The sequence below is a fragment of the Flavobacterium gawalongense genome (assembly GCF_007097265.1).
Classification (GTDB): Bacteria; Bacteroidota; Bacteroidia; order Flavobacteriales; family Flavobacteriaceae; genus Flavobacterium; species Flavobacterium gawalongense.
This window is the reverse complement of record NZ_VJZP01000001.1, coordinates 153,312-170,461: the sequence shown is the minus strand read 5'-3', so window position 1 is coordinate 170,461 and position 17,150 is coordinate 153,312. Positions and strand designations below refer to the sequence as shown.

At 33.9% G+C, this 17,150-nt stretch carries 16 protein-coding genes and 1 pseudogene; 11 read left to right on the top strand and 6 right to left on the bottom strand.

Features of this window, described 5'->3' with window-relative positions:
- The first annotated feature begins 94 nt into the window (after positions 1–94).
- The 8 genes from FNW38_RS00815 (at position 95) to FNW38_RS00780 (ending at position 9,711) form a co-directional block, all read left to right on the top strand.
- A complete protein-coding gene (locus FNW38_RS00815) occupies positions 95–1,753 on the top strand; it encodes a peptidase domain-containing ABC transporter (protein WP_143385746.1) in 1,659 nt (552 codons plus the stop codon).
- A gap of 5 nt (positions 1,754–1,758) precedes the next feature.
- On the top strand, positions 1,759–3,108 hold the full coding sequence (locus tag FNW38_RS00810; RefSeq protein WP_144064402.1) for an HlyD family secretion protein: 1,350 nt from the start codon (positions 1,759–1,761) through the stop codon (positions 3,106–3,108).
- Positions 3,108–4,496 carry a TolC family protein gene (locus FNW38_RS00805; RefSeq protein WP_144064403.1) on the top strand — a complete coding sequence of 463 codons (1,389 nt, stop codon included), beginning with the start codon at positions 3,108–3,110 and terminating at the stop codon, positions 4,494–4,496. Before FNW38_RS00810 ends, FNW38_RS00805 begins: the two co-directional genes overlap by 1 nt.
- A gap of 21 nt (positions 4,497–4,517) precedes the next feature.
- Positions 4,518–5,327, top strand: a complete 810-nt coding sequence (locus FNW38_RS00800; protein ID WP_144064404.1) for a DUF2490 domain-containing protein — start codon at positions 4,518–4,520, stop codon at positions 5,325–5,327.
- A gap of 127 nt (positions 5,328–5,454) precedes the next feature.
- Positions 5,455–6,801, top strand: coding sequence for a dihydroorotase (locus tag FNW38_RS00795; protein WP_144064405.1), 1,347 nt, complete (start codon positions 5,455–5,457; stop codon positions 6,799–6,801).
- Between the two features lie 10 nt (positions 6,802–6,811).
- Positions 6,812–7,435, top strand: a complete 624-nt coding sequence (gene bioD, locus FNW38_RS00790) for a dethiobiotin synthase (RefSeq protein ID WP_218043818.1) — start codon at positions 6,812–6,814, stop codon at positions 7,433–7,435.
- A gap of 354 nt (positions 7,436–7,789) precedes the next feature.
- Positions 7,790–8,689, top strand: a complete 900-nt coding sequence (locus FNW38_RS00785) for a TerC family protein (protein ID WP_235890120.1) — start codon at positions 7,790–7,792, stop codon at positions 8,687–8,689.
- A 188-nt stretch (positions 8,690–8,877) separates the two neighbouring features.
- Positions 8,878–9,711: a universal stress protein gene (locus tag FNW38_RS00780; protein ID WP_144064408.1), complete on the top strand. Its 834-nt coding sequence runs from the start codon at positions 8,878–8,880 to the stop codon at positions 9,709–9,711.
- A gap of 128 nt (positions 9,712–9,839) precedes the next feature.
- On the opposite strand, the gene FNW38_RS00775 is transcribed toward FNW38_RS00780, so the two are convergent.
- The 4 genes and pseudogenes from FNW38_RS00775 to FNW38_RS00760 all read right to left on the bottom strand — a co-directional run bounded on the left by FNW38_RS00775 (position 9,840) and on the right by FNW38_RS00760 (position 12,313).
- Positions 9,840–10,034 (bottom strand): TonB-dependent receptor, encoded by a 195-nt coding sequence (locus tag FNW38_RS00775; protein WP_317129703.1) that lies wholly within the window; start codon positions 10,032–10,034, stop codon positions 9,840–9,842.
- Positions 10,035–10,167: 133 nt separating this feature from the next.
- Complete coding sequence (locus FNW38_RS00770) at positions 10,168–10,683, bottom strand: ferritin (protein WP_143385754.1); 516 nt, start codon at positions 10,681–10,683, stop codon at positions 10,168–10,170.
- Between the two features lie 381 nt (positions 10,684–11,064).
- Positions 11,065–11,397, bottom strand: a complete 333-nt coding sequence (locus tag FNW38_RS00765) for a DUF6686 family protein (RefSeq protein ID WP_143385755.1) — start codon at positions 11,395–11,397, stop codon at positions 11,065–11,067.
- A 12-nt stretch (positions 11,398–11,409) separates the two neighbouring features.
- A pseudogene (locus FNW38_RS00760) lies at positions 11,410–12,313 on the bottom strand (DUF6607 family protein).
- A gap of 617 nt (positions 12,314–12,930) precedes the next feature.
- Between FNW38_RS00760 and FNW38_RS00755 the strand changes: the two are divergent.
- The 3 genes from FNW38_RS00755 to FNW38_RS00745 are packed head-to-tail and all read left to right on the top strand — an operon-like array spanning position 12,931 to position 14,831.
- On the top strand, positions 12,931–13,296 hold the full coding sequence (locus tag FNW38_RS00755) for a c-type cytochrome (RefSeq protein WP_143385756.1): 366 nt from the start codon (positions 12,931–12,933) through the stop codon (positions 13,294–13,296).
- A gap of 27 nt (positions 13,297–13,323) precedes the next feature.
- Complete coding sequence (locus FNW38_RS00750) at positions 13,324–13,878, top strand: YceI family protein (RefSeq protein ID WP_143385757.1); 555 nt, start codon at positions 13,324–13,326, stop codon at positions 13,876–13,878.
- 5 nt (positions 13,879–13,883) lie between these two features.
- Positions 13,884–14,831 (top strand): DUF5777 family beta-barrel protein, encoded by a 948-nt coding sequence (locus FNW38_RS00745; protein ID WP_218043816.1) that lies wholly within the window; start codon positions 13,884–13,886, stop codon positions 14,829–14,831.
- Positions 14,832–15,437: 606 nt separating this feature from the next.
- Here the strand turns inward: FNW38_RS00745 and FNW38_RS00735 are convergent.
- Together FNW38_RS00735 and FNW38_RS00730 are read right to left on the bottom strand one after the other, a co-directional pair.
- Positions 15,438–15,761 (bottom strand): transposase, encoded by a 324-nt coding sequence (locus FNW38_RS00735; RefSeq protein ID WP_218043817.1) that lies wholly within the window; start codon positions 15,759–15,761, stop codon positions 15,438–15,440.
- A gap of 34 nt (positions 15,762–15,795) precedes the next feature.
- Complete coding sequence (locus FNW38_RS00730) at positions 15,796–17,004, bottom strand: DUF4856 domain-containing protein (RefSeq protein ID WP_143385760.1); 1,209 nt, start codon at positions 17,002–17,004, stop codon at positions 15,796–15,798.
- Positions 17,005–17,150: the final 146 nt, after the last annotated feature.

The window sequence follows — 17,150 nt, the reverse complement described above, 5'->3', positions numbered from 1 at the left end:
GTACAATAATTTCCTTTCGAATTATTGACAGATAGTAATAAGTTCGACCGATTTTAATATAAATCTTGTTTAAACAGTTTTTAAAAATAAAATGATGACACCATTAAAAAGATTTTGGGATTTATTAAAATTAGACAAAAAAGATGTTTATCAAATTTTCTTCTATGCTATTTTTTCGGGTCTCGTAAGTCTATCGCTGCCTCTAGGAATTCAAGCCATTACCAATTTTATTCAGTCTGGAAGAGTTAGTGTTTCCTGGATTGTTCTAATCATACTTGTAGTTATTGGAGTTGCCTTTGTTGGGATCTTGTCACTAATGCAATTGCGAATAACTGAAAATTTGCAACAGAAAATCTTCGTTCGTTCTTCGTTTGATTTTGCGGTAAGATTCCCAAAAATAAAATTTGAAGAATTATATAATACCTATCCGCCAGATTTAGCCAATCGTTTTTTCGACACAATGACTATCCAAAAAGGAATTTCAAAACTGTTAATAGACTTTTCAGGAGCAATGCTACAAATGTTTTTTGGAATAATTCTTTTATCGTTATATCATCCGTTTTTTATTGTCTTTGGGGTTTTGTTGTTTTTCCTTTTGTATATCATATTCAAATATTCTTATAATACCGGGTTAGAGACCAGTTTAAAAGAATCAAAATTCAAATACAAAGTCGCCAGTTGGTTGCAAGAAATGGCGCGTAACAATTTCAGTTTTAGAAACGAGAATAGTTTTGATTACGCTTTACAAAAAAACGACAATCTAGTCAGTGATTATTTAAATTATCGTGAAAAACATTTCAACGTCATTAAAAAACAATTTAGCCAGCTGATTGTTTTCAAAATGATTATCACGGCAAGCTTATTATCTATTGGTGGTTTTTTGGTCATCAATCAGCAAATGAATATTGGTCAATTTGTTGCTGCGGAAATTATTATTTTATTGGTTATTAACTCTGTAGAGAAAATAATTCTGGGATTAGAAACTTTCTATGACGTTTTGACTTCGGTCGAAAAAATTGGACAAGTAACCGATAAGCATTTAGAAGAAGATTCGGAAACTGACATTGCATGTTACAATACCGATATTTTTTTAGAAACAGAAAATATAGGGTTTAAGTTTCCGGATTCAAAAAACAACATTTTAACTGCTATTACCTTGAAAATTAATCAAGGTGAAAAGATAGTAATTGACGGGGAAAATGGTTCCGGGAAAACAACTTTGATCCGAATATTATCAGGATTGTTGGGTCAAACTTCAGGGTCTTTTTATATTAACGATGTTACTTTCAGAAAAATAAATCTCAAAGAATATCGTTCACAAATAAGTTCCATTATTTATAATGAAACCCCTTTTGAAGGGACAATTCTTGAAAACATTACTTTCAATGATAAAACCATTTCGGACAAAGATTTAAAATGGGCAATTGATGCGGTACAGCTTTCGTCATTTATCAAAACTTTGCCTAAAGGTTTGGACACTAAAATTTTTCCGGAAGGGAGACAACTTTCATCGTCAAATGCACAAAAGATTCTATTGGCAAGAAGCATTATTCACAAGCCAAAAATACTTTTCTATGAAGACCCAACCGATACAATGGATGAAGAAGTTGCCAACGAAATTATCGATTTTATAAATTCGGATAAAAATCAATGGACTGTAATTGTTTCTTCCAAAAACCCGTATTGGGAAACAAAATGCAATAGAGTAATCACGATGCATAAGGGTACAATTGTTCTTGATACAAAAAAATAAAAAGGATGTTAAATATTTCAAAAGAAAACAGAATATTGCTTGAACCTCTTGAAAAATACAGGACTGTCAAGAATTTGAGCAATCGTCCACATTATAAAATTCTAAACCGAATTATTGCAGGAGTTTCTGTTATTGGAGTAATTGCCCTTTTTTTGCCCTGGACACAAAATATTTCGGGCTCAGGATCAGTAACTACTTTAAAACCGAGCCAAAGACCACAAACCATTCAAACCGTGATTTCTGGACGAATAGAAAAATGGTATGTTCAGGAGGGCGATTTTGTCAATAAAGGGGATACAATTTTATTCATTTCTGAAATTAAAGAGGATTATTTAGACCCGAATTTGGTGAAAAACACTAAAAATCAAGCCGACGCAAAAAAATTATCGGTTGAGTCTTATGGTTCAAAAGTAAATACACTTTCAATTCAAATTCAGGCCATTGAAAGCGAAAAAACATTAAAACTGGAACAGGCAAGAAACAAAATAAAACAATCATTGCTGAAAGTAAAAAGCGACAGCATGGATCTTGTGGCTGTAAAAACACAACTCAAAATTGCCAATACACAATTTAATCGTTCGGTTCAGTTGAATAAAGAAGGTTTAAAGCCATTGACAGATGTTGAGGAAAAGCGTTTGAAACTACAAGAAGTTGATGCGAAAATTATCACACAAGAAAATAAATTTTTGACCAGCAAAAACGAATTCATCAATGCAAAAATTGAAATAAATAGGATTACGGCTGAATATTCCGAGAAGTCCTCAAAAGCAAAAAGCGATCAATATACCGCTTTGAGCAACAAATACGATACCGAATCACAAGTCAATAAACTGGAAAACCAATACGTGAATTACTCCATTCGTAACGGAATGTACTACATTAAAGCGCCGCAAAGCGGTTATGTAAATCGTGCTTTGCAATCGGGTTTGGGCGAAACAATCAAGGAAGGGACGCCAATTGCGGGCATTATGCCATCAAAATATGATATTGCCGTCGAAACTTTCGTAAAACCGGTCGATTTGCCATTAATCAAAAAAGGGGAAAAGGTGAGGATTTTCTTTGACGGTTGGCCGACAATTGTTTTTTCCGGTTGGCCGGATGTGTCTTATGGGACTTTTGGAGGAGAAATTGTAGCAATCGAAAATTTCATTAGTGATAATGGAAAATACCGAATCTTGGTTGCTCCGGATCCCGATGAAGCAAAATGGCCAAAACAATTAAGTATAGGGTCAGGAGCACAAACAATTGCTTTACTGAATACTGTACCCATTTGGTATGAAATATGGAGAACTCTGAGTGGGTTCCCCCCTAATTATTATAAGACAGATGTAAAAAAAAATAAAGAAAAAAAATAATGAAACATCTATTACTATTTTTTCTGTTTTTTGGATTCTCGATTTATGGACAAGAAAATAATGACAAAGAATTTACTTATAATGAGTTTTTGGGTTATGTAAAAAAATTTCATCCATTAGTGAGAACTGCTAATCTTGAGCTCAATAAAGCACAAGCCAATTTGATGATGTCACGTGGTGGCTTTGACCCTAAAATTGAAGTCGATTTTTCGAAAAAACAATTCAAAAACAGCGAGTATTATTCTATTTTGAACAGCAGTTTCAAAATTCCAACTTGGTACGGAATTGAATTGAAAGCAGGTTTTGACAACAATGAAGGTATTTATCTTAACCCCGAAAACACGGTTCCAAATCAAGGTCTGACTTCGTTTGGGATTACTATTCCGTTAGGTCAGGGATTATTTGTCAATCAAAGAATGGCAGATCTTCGAAAAGCCAAAATACAAATTAAATTGAGCCAAGAAGAAAGGAAATTACAAGCTATTGTTGTTTTGTATGATGCTTCGGTGTCCTATTTTAATTGGAAGAAAAACTTTAACGAAGTGGCACTTTATAAAACATATGTTTCCAATGCACAAATCCGTTTTAAAGGAATAAAATCCTTAATCCAACAAGGGGACAAGCCAGCGATTGATAGTATTGAAGCCGGAATAATCGTAAAAAACAGATTACTCAGTTTAGAAGATTCTAACTTAAAACTAGCAAAATCAAAACTGGAATTATCAAATTTTCTTTGGTTAGAAAACAATATTCCATTTGAACTTTCGGAGCAATTAATTCCAGAGGAAAAATTGGAATTTACAATTCAGGAAACTTTAAAAACCAACGATTTAGTAAACCGGGATTTTTCGATTTCAAAGCATCCAAAAATTAATGCATTACAAAGCAAAGTCGATATTTTGAATGTGGAGCGAAAACTAAAAGCCAATTTGCTTTTGCCAAAAATTGATGTTGGCTATTCCTATTTAGCAGAACCAAGTTATATTGATAACTATCAATTCAAAAATTATAAAATCGGTTTGGATCTTTATTTCCCTTTGTTTTTAAGAAAAGAACGGGGCAGTTTGAAATTGGCACAATTCAAAGTTCAAGAAACTCAATTTGCACTTGATTTAGAAAAAGTACAATTATCAAATAAAATAAATGCACAAAAAATAGAAATCCAATCTTTAGAAAAACAAAAGCAATTTATAAATGATTTGGTGAAAGACAATTTGACTATGCTAAGTTCCGAAGAAAGATTGTTTTCATTCGGAGAAAGCTCCATTTTTTTAATAAATTCAAGAGAAAACAATTTGGTTAGTGTGCAACTTTTACAAATTACCTTAGAAAATAGATATTATATTTCCAACTCTGAATTGTTTAAAATTATGGCAAATCCGTATTAAATAAAAAAACTGTAGTAACACATGAACATTATAAAGAAGGCAAAGATAGATTGCCTAAAAACGAACTATAACAAAGAACTTATGACAACTGGAAAGTATTTAATTTTTATTCTAACACTATTTCTACACAATTATACTTTTTCGCAAGAACAAAGAATTACGGATAATAACAGTATTGGCTGGCTTGCCTATACCGGCACTTTTAAAATAAGTCCAAAAATTGCTTTGCATACCGAATACCAATGGCGAAGAGTAGAAGGACTTAAAAACCCGCAACAAAGTTTGCTGCGAACAGGGGTGAATTATGCCCTGAGAAAGGATGTGAGTTTAAATGCAGGCTATGCTTTTGCCGAAACGGATCCTTATGGCGATTATCCAAATGCAAATGCTTTTTCCGAACATCGCATTTTCGAGCAAATAGTTTTGAAAAACCCAATAGGGAAAGTGGATGTGTCCCATCGGTTTACCTTGGAACAACGATTTATTGAAAAGTTTTTGATTCAAAATGGAGAAACTAACACAGACTGGGTATTTCTGAACAGGATGCGATACAGGCTAAGAACGGAGATTCCTATATATAAAAACAGCTGGAGCATCATTTTATTGGATGAGGTTTTTGTTGGTTTTGGGAAAAATGTTGGAGTAAATGTTTTTGACCAAAATAGACTGGCTGCGTTAGTCGGTTATAAAGTAAATAAAAACATAAAAATTGAAGCGGGTTATTTGAGTCAAATTTTGCAACAAGGGAAAAGGGTAAACGATAAATCGGTATTTCAATATAATAGTGGGTTTATGCTCACTACGCATTTGTCTTTTGATGCCGTGAAATAAGCATAAAGGGAATTAGATAAAGTGAAATAGTCCTGATTTAGAAAGTGCAAGCACCGATGAAAACTTCAAAAGGTAATTTCCAATTTAACCAAAGTAGCAATTAACCAAATTAACGAATTAGCTACCTATGAAACATCCTATATTAATAAAAAATGTCAACATCGTAAACGAGGGACAAATTAAAATTGCTGACGTTTTTATCCAAAATGGCGTTATCGAAAACATTGGAAATCTGTCCGGAGAAATCACAAAGGATGCTAAAATCATTGATGGAGCCGGCAAGTACCTGTTTCCCGGTATTATAGACGGGCAAGTGCATTTTAGGGAACCCGGACTAACCCATAAAGGAGATCTCTATACAGAAAGCAGGGCGGCTGTTGCGGGTGGCACGACTTCTTTTATCGACATGCCAAACACAGTTCCTAATGTATTGACCACTGAAATTCTCGATGAGAAATTCCGTATTGCCTCAGAAAAATCTTGGGCTAATTATTCTTTCTTTTTAGGGGTTAATAATGACAACTTAGACAAAGTGCTTCAAATGAACACTTCCCAATTCATTGGGGTTTCTGATGATGGGCTTTATTTTACCAAGAAGGGAAATTTGCTTGCCGATAGCCCTGATACCATGGAAAAACTTTTTTCGAAATGTAAATCCATTATCGCCATTCATTCTGAATTGGAAAAAACCATTGAGGAAAACGAGGAGATTTATATGGCCAATTACGGTGAAGACGTGCCAATTGCATGTCATCCGTTAATTCGTAGTGAAGAAGGATGTTATCAATCTACCAAAAGAGCCATTGCCATTGCCGAAAAGCACAAGGCAAGGTTACATATCCTACATTTGACCACAGAGGCGGAAACCCATTTGTTTCGAAACGACATACCGCTAAAAGAAAAGAATATCACCACCGAAGTATCGGTTCAAAATCTTTGGTTTTCAGACAAAGACTATCAGCGATTGGGAACTTTAATAAAATGGAATCCTGCTATAAAGACCGATAAAGACCGAAAAGGACTTTTGCAAGCCTTGCTTGACGACAGAATTGACATTATTACAACCGACCATGCACCTCACACCTTGGAAGAAAAGCAAAAAAACTACTTCCAATCCATGTCCGGCGCGCCAATGGTGCAGCATTCCTTGTATATTATGCTTGAATTATACAAGCAAGGACTTATCTCGTTAGAGAAAATTGCAGAAAAAATGTGTCATAATGTAGCGATACTTTATGGTATCGAAAAAAGAGGCTTTATCTGTGAGGGTTATTTTGCCGATTTAGCGCTGGTTGACTTGAATTCGCCTTGGACAGTTGGAAAAGAAAATATTTTATACAAGTGCGGTTGGTCGCCATTAGAAGGCCAAACATTTCAATCAAAAGTGACCCATACGTTTGTTAACGGAACTCTTGTCTATGAGAATGGTAATTTCTGTGAATTCATTCCGGGGCAAAGATTAGAGTTCAATTAAAAAAAACAGCATAATGAAACGATACTTTATAACAGGTATTGGTACGGATATTGGGAAAACAATCGTATCAGCCATTCTCGTTGAAGCGCTAAAAGCCGATTACTGGAAGCCTGTTCAATCAGGAGATCTGCACCAAACAGATACAATGAAAGTGCAGGGACTCATCAGTAATTCTACTTCTCATTTTTTTCCTGAAGCGTATCGCCTTACAGAACCAATGTCTCCGCACGCCGCTGCCGCTATTGATGGTGTTACAATTAATTTAGATTCTATTAAAGTTCCACCAACCAGCAATAATCTCATTATTGAAGGAGCAGGTGGTTTGATGGTTCCACTCAATGGTGATTCTTTGGGAATTGACCTTATTGAAAAATTAAAAGCAGAAGTTATTCTGGTCTCCAGGAATTATCTCGGAAGCATAAACCATACACTGCTTTCTGTCGAAGCCCTTCAAAGCAGAAACATTCCCATTAAAGGAATAATATTTAACGGGAATCCTGTAAATTCCAGTGAAAAATTCATTTGTGAATATACTGGGCTGAAATCTTTATTTCGCATTGATAATGAACAAACAGTTGACAAACAAACCATTTTAAAATACGCCTCTGAACCAAATATAAAATCACTGTTCTAAAATTTAGGGAGTTTTTCATTTTTAAAAACAACCGTAGTGTTTTGCTGGCGGTAACATAGGTATCACAAACTATGAAGGGTTCGTGTAAGCTGCATGTGCTTTTTTTGTGGTATAACATTTTGCTTGGTATTTGCCATAAAGTTTATTACATTTAAGAAGTGTTTTCGCATAAGACATATTATACAAGAAATCCCGAACAGCTTGTAGACGCAAACCGTCAGACCATAGTTATCGGCAATCATTTTGGCAACATTCAACAGGCAAACATTTTGGTAAACCGTAAAAATTGACCAAATGAATTTGGTAAAACAAGAGGAGTCGAAAAATTAAACAAGTACAAGTATGCAAACGGATTTGAGTTTTTGGATTGGTTTTAATGTATTTGTACTGCTGATGCTGGCATTGGATTTAGGGGTGTTTAACCGCAAAGCACATGAAGTAAGCATTAAAGAAGCCATGATTTGGACAGGGGTTTGGATGACGCTTGCCATGTGCTTCAATGTGCTTATTTATTATTGGCAAGGTGAGGCAAAAGCATTGGAGTTTTTTACGGGCTATGTGATTGAAAAAGCATTGAGCGTAGATAATATTTTTGTATTCGTTTTAATTTTTTCTTATTTTAAAACTCCGGCTATTCATCAGCATAAAATTTTGTTTTGGGGAATTATCGGGGCTTTGATAATGCGGGCTGCTTTTATTTTTGCGGGAGTGGCCTTACTCGAGAAATTCCATTGGACGATTTATGTTTTTGGAGCGATACTGATTTATACAGGATATAAGATGCTTACGCAAAAGGAGATCATAATTGAGCCGGAAAAAAACCCCCTGATAAAATTATTCAGAAGAGTAATGCCTGTTACCAGTGATTTGCATGGCGGAAAATTTTTTGTAAAACAAGACGGGAAACGGTTTGCAACGCCTTTATTTTTAGTTTTGGTGTTGATTGAAACCACCGATTTGATTTTTGCGGCAGATAGCATTCCTGCAATACTGGCAATTACGCAAGACCATTTTATTGTTTACACTTCAAATGTGTTTGCCATACTTGGCTTGCGCTCTCTGTATTTTGCACTGGCGGGGATGATGGATAAATTCCGCTATTTGTCGAAGGGGCTAGCTTTGATATTAATGTTTGTCGGGCTGAAGATGTTGGTAGTTGATTTCTACAAATTGCCGATACAAATTGCTTTGTTGGTGATTGTTGTTATTTTAATCTTGAGCGTTGCAGCATCGTTAATGGTTAACAAGAGATGATATGCCCACGCTTTTCATGATAAAATAAAATAAGAAAAAATGATTCGCTTTTTTTAAAGTGAGAAAGTAGAAATAGCGCAGCTCACTGAAGCGAATGAAAGAGGATTAGGCTTTATATAGTAATACCATTGGGTTTGATTAGCCAATTGAATAGTTTTTTGTCAAAATAACAATCAACATAAAAGATAATGGATAAAATTCTTGTTACCACCGATTTTTCTTCTAATTCAAAAGCAGGTTTGCGTTTTGCCATTCAATTGGCAACCCAACATAAATTTGAGTTGACTTTTTTTCATTCCTATTACATTGCAAATCTTACGTCAATGAGCGATGCCGCCTTTGCTGATTATGAAAGGAAAGAAGCGGATAAAATTCAAAAAAAACTGAACCAATTTGTAGCATCGGTTCATAGGGACATTGGTGTTGTTTCCAAAAACAAAAAGTGTGTAATAAATAGTGCTGTTTTTGCAGACAGTAATGTCAGGGAATATGCCCAGGAAAATAAATTCAGTTTTATCTGCATCAGCACCAGAGGCTCGGGAAAGTTGAAAAAAATATTCGGAACAAACACTTCCAGTCTAATCTCCCATTCAATAGTCCCTGTTATAGCCGTACCCCACAATTATCGTCGAAGTGAGATAAAGAGCGTCATTTACGCCTCAGACCTTGTAAATTTTGAAAATGAACTGAAAAAAGTAATTGAATTCACAAAGCCATTAAAGGCAAAAGTTGAAATACTCCATTTCAATTACCCCACTGAAATAACAACCAATAAAAACACCATAAATGAATTGGTAAAAAAAAATGCAAAGCATAATATTAAACTGCATATCGAAAATATCAATCTGGCCAAGAGTTTAATTTCAAACATAGAAGCGGTAATTAAGCAGTCAAAACCTTCCATGATGATTATGTTCACGCAACAAAACAGAAGTTTTTTCGAAAAAATATTTTTCTCCGGTAACTCAGCCAATTATTCCTTTAAAGCCAAAGTACCGTTGCTCGTTTTTAATAAAATATAAGTGCAAGAAATGGAGAGATGAAAAAGAACGGTAAAATACTCATAGGCAACTTCCAGTAATTTACTGATTTTAATACTTACCAACAACTTTAGGAGAAGAGCCGGGTAGGCTTTTATTACTCTAAAACATTAAAAAACAAATTCTAAAGTCGTGTAAAAAGTTCTAGTATCAGAAGGTATTATTCCTGGTCCTGGGTAGCCAGTTGCTCTTCTTGTAAAATAACTATTGTTTGTAAAATTGGTGATTCCAGCTTCCAATTTCCATTTTTTCCATTTGTAGGAGGTTGAAAAATCAGCCACATAATAGGATGGGATTTGACCCAAAATACCATACGTATTGTCATTTGCATCTGTTTCACTGTTGTTTGCTTCCGTAAATTGAGAGGAAACATAGGTAAATTGAATACTTGAAATGAAGATACGTTATTTTTAGGTGTTCTAAATGGTGTTTAGCTATTTAGTGCCCTTTGGATGTGGAGCCGTTTAAGGTTAATTGTTGCACGTCCCTGTCAAACAGATATAAACCGCCTTTATCATCGCCTATCAGGTTGATTTTGTCTAAAATAATTTTAGCTTGGGCTTCTTCTTCAATTTGTTCGGCTACGTACCATTGCAAAAAGTTGTGTGTGGCATAATCTTTTTCAGAAAACGCAATGTGAACCAATTCGTTTATGGAAACAGAAACAAAAATTTCATGTTTGTAAAGTTCTTCAAACATTTCTTTGAATGTTCCGTAGCTTATTTTTGGTGCTTTCAATTCGCTTACTTGTGCATGGCCGCCACGTTCATTTATAAATTTCATCAACTTGAGCATGTGCATGCGTTCCTCATCGGATTGGGCATACATAAATTTTGAAATTCCTTCCAGACCGTGAGTTTCAGCCCAAGAGGCCATAGAAAGATAGATTTGCGAAGATTCAGCTTCGATGCGAATCTGATTATTTAACGAATTTTCAATATTTTTTGATAGCATGGCGTAGTATTTTTATATAAAATTAAAAAAATATATGGATATCTTTACATTTTTGGCTAAAATACTTTCTGCAATTTGAATGAATTTTGATTGTTTTTTGAAGAATTTTAAAAGAGATCTACTCGGAAAATCTGGTGACTATCGGGAGTAAAGACGTGAAATTTTAGGTGATACTTTTTATGCAGTCAGGCAAGTTGTGCGATTTTAGTTTGAAGGAATCGGTATCAATCCTTCAAAAAACCTTGTGTTAGGTAGAAATAGACGCGAATGGTTAAAAAAAGCCCTGTGTCTGCAAGTGCATTTCAGGGCTTCAAAACAAAAAGAAAAAAATGTGATTTTAAGAAAACACTATACTTTGACTGATACTAATTCATCATAATTTTAATAGTCAATTTCCCGGAAGGTGACATATTTTGTTTCTTTGGTTTTATAGTTCAACAGTTCGCGTAGTTCATACAAATCAACCAAATCAAGCAAGATCATTAAATTGGCTTGAACCGACGGAATAGGAATACGCTTGTCATAAACAGAATTTTTATATTCTTCTTCCCAATATGATTCATTAACATTTTCAATATAATGAACAAAACGCTCCAATTCAAAGAGCGTTAAATTATAGTTGATGTTTTTAAACAGCAATTGATACTTATCTGAACAATGGCAATACAATAAAATTCCGTCTTTTGTTCTTTTTAAAAAATTGATTGCACACATAATTTTCAATTATTATTTTACAATATAACTCTCTATTATTTTATTGATTTCTTCTCTTGAGGCATCCGGTTTTAAATCAAAAAGCTTCATGAAAAGGGGTTGGTTATCAACTGCTTTTGCCAGTGACAAATCTTTATTTTTCAAGAAAACCAATTCCCATTTGTCTCTTACTTTTTTCCAAACAGGATTATTTTCTTTCCACCAATTTTGTGCTATTTTAGATTTACTATCGTCAACTTTTATGTAAACGTCGTGTCCTTTTTCCTGAGCTAATAAAGTATTTTCCCCGTTATCAGATCTGATTATTTTGTCATTATCTTGGTTATGAATCCAACCCGATGCGGTTATTTCGTGTACATTGGTTCTTTTAAAACATTATAATCGTCTCTTTTGGTATGTTCCCTTCTTGGCAGCGGTGCATCCGTCGTGTTTTCCCAAAAATGTCTCCCGTCATTGTGTACCCAAGTTGCCGTCCCTTCGTATCTTGGACTGTCATCTACCTGATAGACCTTTTGGGTCCATTGTCCTTTAACTTCTTTTGAGGTTAATTTTTTGAAATTCCAAGTTCTATCTTTAAAAAACGAATAGAAATCGGTGTTTTCATATAGCCAATCTTGTCTCCAATGTTTTATGATGTCTTTATCTGTTTTTCCGACTATCAAAAGATGCTGCATCACAATTTTGTTGGGTTGGTCTTCTACTAATTCAACCCATTCCAAACCGTAATCATGCTTTTTTTGATGGTTTATAGTTAACAGTATCTTTTGAATAGCTAAATGTTTCAGTAAAATTGAATTTCACTTCATAGCAGCCACACATGGATTTGATGGCTTTGATGTCTTCACTTTTTTTGTTTTGACTGTAAGTATTTAAGGCAAAATGATGTTGCCAAAATCAGGAATGTTACTTTTTTCATATGTAGATACTATTTGTTTTTTAAAGGAATATGGTATCCCCATGAACAAAATCTTAATTAGTGATTGCGTTTAACGAATCATGGGGATTTCATAAGGTTAAAAATGAGTTAAAATTTATTTCGTAAAAACAGTATTTTTATTTAGAATAATTAAAAATAACATATATATTTGCAAATAATTATTAAGAACTAATCTAAATAAAATAAATAACTTCTTTTAAATTGATGAAATACGGTAGCATTTTTAGTCTGATATCTTGATCAAAAGAAGGTTATTCTATTGATGATAAAAAAGTATTCGCATCTCCTGAAATCACAACGGAGAATGTTAGCCATGAAAACTATGTAAAAACTTCTTTTGACAAAAAACGTGCCACTTGTTATGATGTTACAAGGATGTTGTTACATTGAATAATAGTAAGTTTTCGGTATCAACACAAGTAATATTGTGAGAAAATATGAATGTTAGGATAGTTGCAGGGTAACCATTTTCGAGTTTAAAAAAGCATAAAATATTAGATTAAGTTCAAATTATCTGATTTTTTCGGTATAGCTATGTATTTTTGTCTAAAAAAATATTTAGTTTTGTCTAAAAATAAATTTACTATAATATAAAAATGAATAAAAATTATCCTGTACACTTTGTATTTCTATTGTTTTTGTTTTCTTGCTCAAAAGAAGGTGATTATATTAATGATAGAATAGTATTTGCATCTCCTGAAATTACATCGGAGAATGTAACCTATCAAAATTATGTTAAACCTCTTTTAACAAAAAACTGCGCAACCTGTCATGGTGTTGACGGCTCTGCTGAAACATGGTGGTTAAACACTCATAGTTATGAAAATGCCCTTCGATTCGCTAATCCAATAGCAACCACAATTATTAATGGAACGATGCCACCGCCACCAAAATTTCCTTTTTCCCAACGCGATCGCGATTTAATGGCCGCATGGATTGCAAAAGGAATGCCTGAAAATTAATCAATTACTTATTTAAATATTTACACAATGAAACCAAAATTATTTTTTGCTGCATTAGCAGCATTGTCCATTACTTCTATGTTTTCACAAGACATTTTTACCACTTCAAACGCAAAAGTGAGTTTCTACTCTAAAACGCCTATACAAGATATAGACGGAACGAGTAATAAAGTAGCTACCGTTTTAAATAACACAACTAAACAGGTATATTTTAAAATTCAAAATACCACTTTCCAGTTTAGAGAAAAATTAATGCAGGAGCATTTCAATGAAAACTATATGGAAAGTGACAAATTTCCGGTATCTGATTTTAATGGTAAAATTTTAGAAGATATTGATTTTGCAAAAAACGGAAATCATAAAGTAACCATCGTTGGGGTATTAAATATACACGGAAAAAAGAAAGAATATAAAATAGCAGGAACGCTCTCCAGTAATGAAAACGGTTTAGTTTTAACTTCCGATTTTAAAATTAAACTAGCCGATCATGGTGTGGAGATACCAACGGTGGTCTTTACCAAAATTGCAGAACAATTAGAGATAAAAATTACAGCAAATTATAAGCCTTACAAAAAAGTATAATGAAAATGAATCAAAGACTTAGAATCGTTTTGGTTGTGATGTTACCTGTATTTAGTGTCACGGCTCAAGACAATATGGAAAACTATTTACCCTCCGAAACGACAAGTGAAAAAGACACTATTCCAGTTTATGCCACTTTTAAATCCTCCAAAATTATTAATGCTCGATCCAATGAACTAGTTCATAAAGGAGAGCTTGATTTTATAATTTCCCATAGATTTGGCGATGCCGGAGGTCATTATGGTGGATTTAAAACCTTCTATGGAACCGATAATGCTGCCGATATTAAAATTGCTTTAGATTATGGACTTTCAGACCGTTTAGCTATTGGAATCTCCAGAACAAAAGGAGCAACCGCTATTCGTCAGTTGCTTGAAGCAAATTGTAAATATAAGCTACTCGAGCAAACCGAAAAAGACCGTATTCCATTAGGGATTACTTTCTTTGGTAACGCTGTTGTTTCCACAATGAGCTCTAATGTTAATCCTAAAGTTCCCGATCATTTTGATACGTTTTCTGATCGTTGGTCGTTTGTGGCCCAAACGATTATAGTTAGGAAATTTAGCAGTAATTTTTCATTAGCATTGCTGCCAACCTACACCCACTATAACCGTGTGGGATATAGAGATAGTAACGATGTTTTTGCTGTCGGAATTGGCGCAAGAGCTAAATTAACTAAAAGAATGGCGCTAATAGCCGATTATTTTTATACTTTCGATAGTGGAAATCGTAAAGCTTATTTTGAAAAAAACGGACTGCCTTTTTATAACCCTTTGGCGGCTGGTCTTGAAATTGAAACAGGAGGCCATGTTTTTCAATTGACATTTATGAATAATACGGCTCTTTTAGAAAATCAATTTATTCCTTATACCACAACTTCTTGGAAAAAAGGTCAATTTCGATGGGGATTTAGTATTTCCAGACCTTTTTCATTTAAAAGGAAAAACAGGTAAAAAAAAGAGGCTGTCACAAAACAAAAAAGAGACAGCCTCTTTTAAATATATCGTCGGATAGAATTTTACTTATATACTTTATAGTTAATCTTTACAATAAATCTATGTTAGATTACTCCATATTAATTCTTGAAAAAGTTAGTTTTAGCCCAAATCTTTTTTCTAAAGAGCTTAAAAAAGCAATAAAAATGCTTTTACCCAGCGAGATTGAACAACTGGTAATATGGTTTTTTAGTTTTACAAGAAATAGAACTGAACTTAAGAAATTTAAGATCTGTTTTGAAAGTTAATTAATTTTGAGGCTGTCTCAAAATAAAAACAAGACAGTCTCTTTGATTTGTGTTTCAAAAAATATAAAACAAGATTTCAAAAAACCTATTCCACTCTTGTTGAGTTGAAGTTGAATAAAAATGTAAAAAGCAGCCTAATGAGCTACCGTCTGGACACAAATATTCAGACGAAATTTTAGCCACGAATTTCACTAATTTTTACGAATTAATTAGAGTAAATTAGTGAAATTCGTGGCTGTCTTTTTTATAATATCATAAAATCTCTGTAAATCTTTTTAATCTGTGTCCTATTTTAAACTTGTGTCCAGACGGTAGCCTAATGGGCTGTTTTTTTGCGTATATTTTGTGCAATTGCTAATAAACCCCACTCAATTTGCACTTTTTTGGTACTTCGAAGCATAAAGCGTTGGAACCCATGGTTCTGCTTAATGTTTCCAAAAACTGGTTCCACATCGCGGCATCTTTGTTTACGCCTTTCAATACCTTGTTCGCTATTGAGCAGTTCGTGAGCCTTGTGTTTGAGCTTTTTTAGATTAACATTTATTTCTATAACACGATTGCTTTTTGATTTATGGCAAACACCATTTAGCGGGCAATTTGAACAGTTTCTGGCTTGGTATTTTCTTGTCGTTTGCTCGATCCTGTGCTTGTTTTTCGTTTCGCATCACCTTGAATTAATTTACTGTTGCAGCTTGAGCAACTGTAAAACCAAATTTTGTTGCAATTTGTATAGATATAGCATCTAGTTTTGCTCCCAATGTATCGATCGCCCACAAACCATTTGTTCCGCTTGTTAATGAAGCCAACATGGCATCTACCTCAGCTTTTGTAAAATATGGACTGTTTGTTCCCGGTTTGTTTGTATAACGCAATGACATTATAAAACCGTATCCTTCAGAAAGGTCATGAAATGCAGCAGCGCCATTATCGGTAACCAATTTTGCTTTACCAGTTTGCATATAGAATACAGATCTTACAGCAACCACTAACGCCAATTTTTCTTTGATGATTTTAATTTGAGCATCACGAGTAGCGTAGTCATTTGCAACTATAGCAGCTCTTCCTTTTCTAAAAGCTAATGATATATCATTTTTAACCGTGTTAAAATCTACATCAGCATTTACTTTAGTAATGTATTCAGATAGGAATTTATCACCAGTAGCACCAAAAACATATCCATAAGCTTCGTCCCAAGTATGCTCCATTGCTGTATAGGATTTACCGGTTACTAAAACTTTAGCGGTATTGTCTGCTTTATTAGTCGATTCGTCAAGTTTGTTTAAACTCAAATAATTATTGACTACCTGATCTAAAAATGTAGCTCCCATCGTTCCTTTCAAAAACACTTGAACTGGTTCTAAACCATTAGCTTTAAAATATCTGGTGGAAGAACCTGTTCCATATTTTCCGGCAACACCGGCACTTGCATTCGCACCTTGACTAGCTGAGTTCAAATCAGTAAAAGTACTTTCAAAATAAGCTCTAACAGCCGTTTGCTCTGCTATAGAACCACCACCTAGGTATAGTGAAAAATAATCTTTTGAAGCAGCCGTTTTGTCTTTTAATTGTTTCCCTGAAGTATTTAGACCTGCACCTGCAAACGCACTGTTCGTATTGGTGTACATCGATTGCAGTTTTACGTTATCAACCGCAAGACTTGAGATAGCTTGTGTTTTCACATAGGCACTCATTTCATCAAGCATCAACAATCGGCTCGATTGTCCTGAGTAATCCACAGAAGTTAGAGCGTTTCTTTCGAATGTGTATGTTTCAGGAACAGTATAATTGAAAGTTTCTTCGGCTGGTGTATCGTCATTTGAACAAGAAGCAAGTGACAATACTAAAATTGATAATGCAGAAAGAGATAATTTTTTAAATTCCATATTTAGTTAATTTAGATTGAATTAAAATAATTTTCCGCAAATATAAGAACGTATTTTAAATTGTCAAACGTTATTTAGAATAAATAAATATAAATTTTTAACAAATTAATATTCAGTATTTTACCGATTATTTTTTTTGTGTTAAA

Excerpts from the sequence above, each read along its gene's own strand:
- FNW38_RS00730 (WP_143385760.1), bottom strand. The coding sequence starts at position 17,004 with ATGGAATTTAAAAAATTATCTCTTTCTGCATTATCAATTTTAGTATTG.
- FNW38_RS00745 (WP_218043816.1), top strand. The coding sequence starts at position 13,884 with ATGAATCAAAGACTTAGAATCGTTTTGGTTGTGATGTTACCTGTATTT.
- FNW38_RS00770 (WP_143385754.1), bottom strand. The coding sequence starts at position 10,683 with ATGCTATCAAAAAATATTGAAAATTCGTTAAATAATCAGATTCGCATC.
- FNW38_RS00810 (WP_144064402.1), top strand. The coding sequence starts at position 1,759 with ATGTTAAATATTTCAAAAGAAAACAGAATATTGCTTGAACCTCTTGAA.
- FNW38_RS00780 (WP_144064408.1), top strand. The coding sequence starts at position 8,878 with ATGGATAAAATTCTTGTTACCACCGATTTTTCTTCTAATTCAAAAGCA.
- FNW38_RS00765 (WP_143385755.1), bottom strand. The coding sequence starts at position 11,397 with ATGTGTGCAATCAATTTTTTAAAAAGAACAAAAGACGGAATTTTATTG.
- FNW38_RS00815 (WP_143385746.1), top strand. The coding sequence starts at position 95 with ATGACACCATTAAAAAGATTTTGGGATTTATTAAAATTAGACAAAAAA.
- FNW38_RS00750 (WP_143385757.1), top strand. The coding sequence starts at position 13,324 with ATGAAACCAAAATTATTTTTTGCTGCATTAGCAGCATTGTCCATTACT.
- FNW38_RS00755 (WP_143385756.1), top strand. The coding sequence starts at position 12,931 with ATGAATAAAAATTATCCTGTACACTTTGTATTTCTATTGTTTTTGTTT.
- FNW38_RS00805 (WP_144064403.1), top strand. The coding sequence starts at position 3,108 with ATGAAACATCTATTACTATTTTTTCTGTTTTTTGGATTCTCGATTTAT.
- FNW38_RS00800 (WP_144064404.1), top strand. The coding sequence starts at position 4,518 with ATGAACATTATAAAGAAGGCAAAGATAGATTGCCTAAAAACGAACTAT.
- FNW38_RS00795 (WP_144064405.1), top strand. The coding sequence starts at position 5,455 with ATGAAACATCCTATATTAATAAAAAATGTCAACATCGTAAACGAGGGA.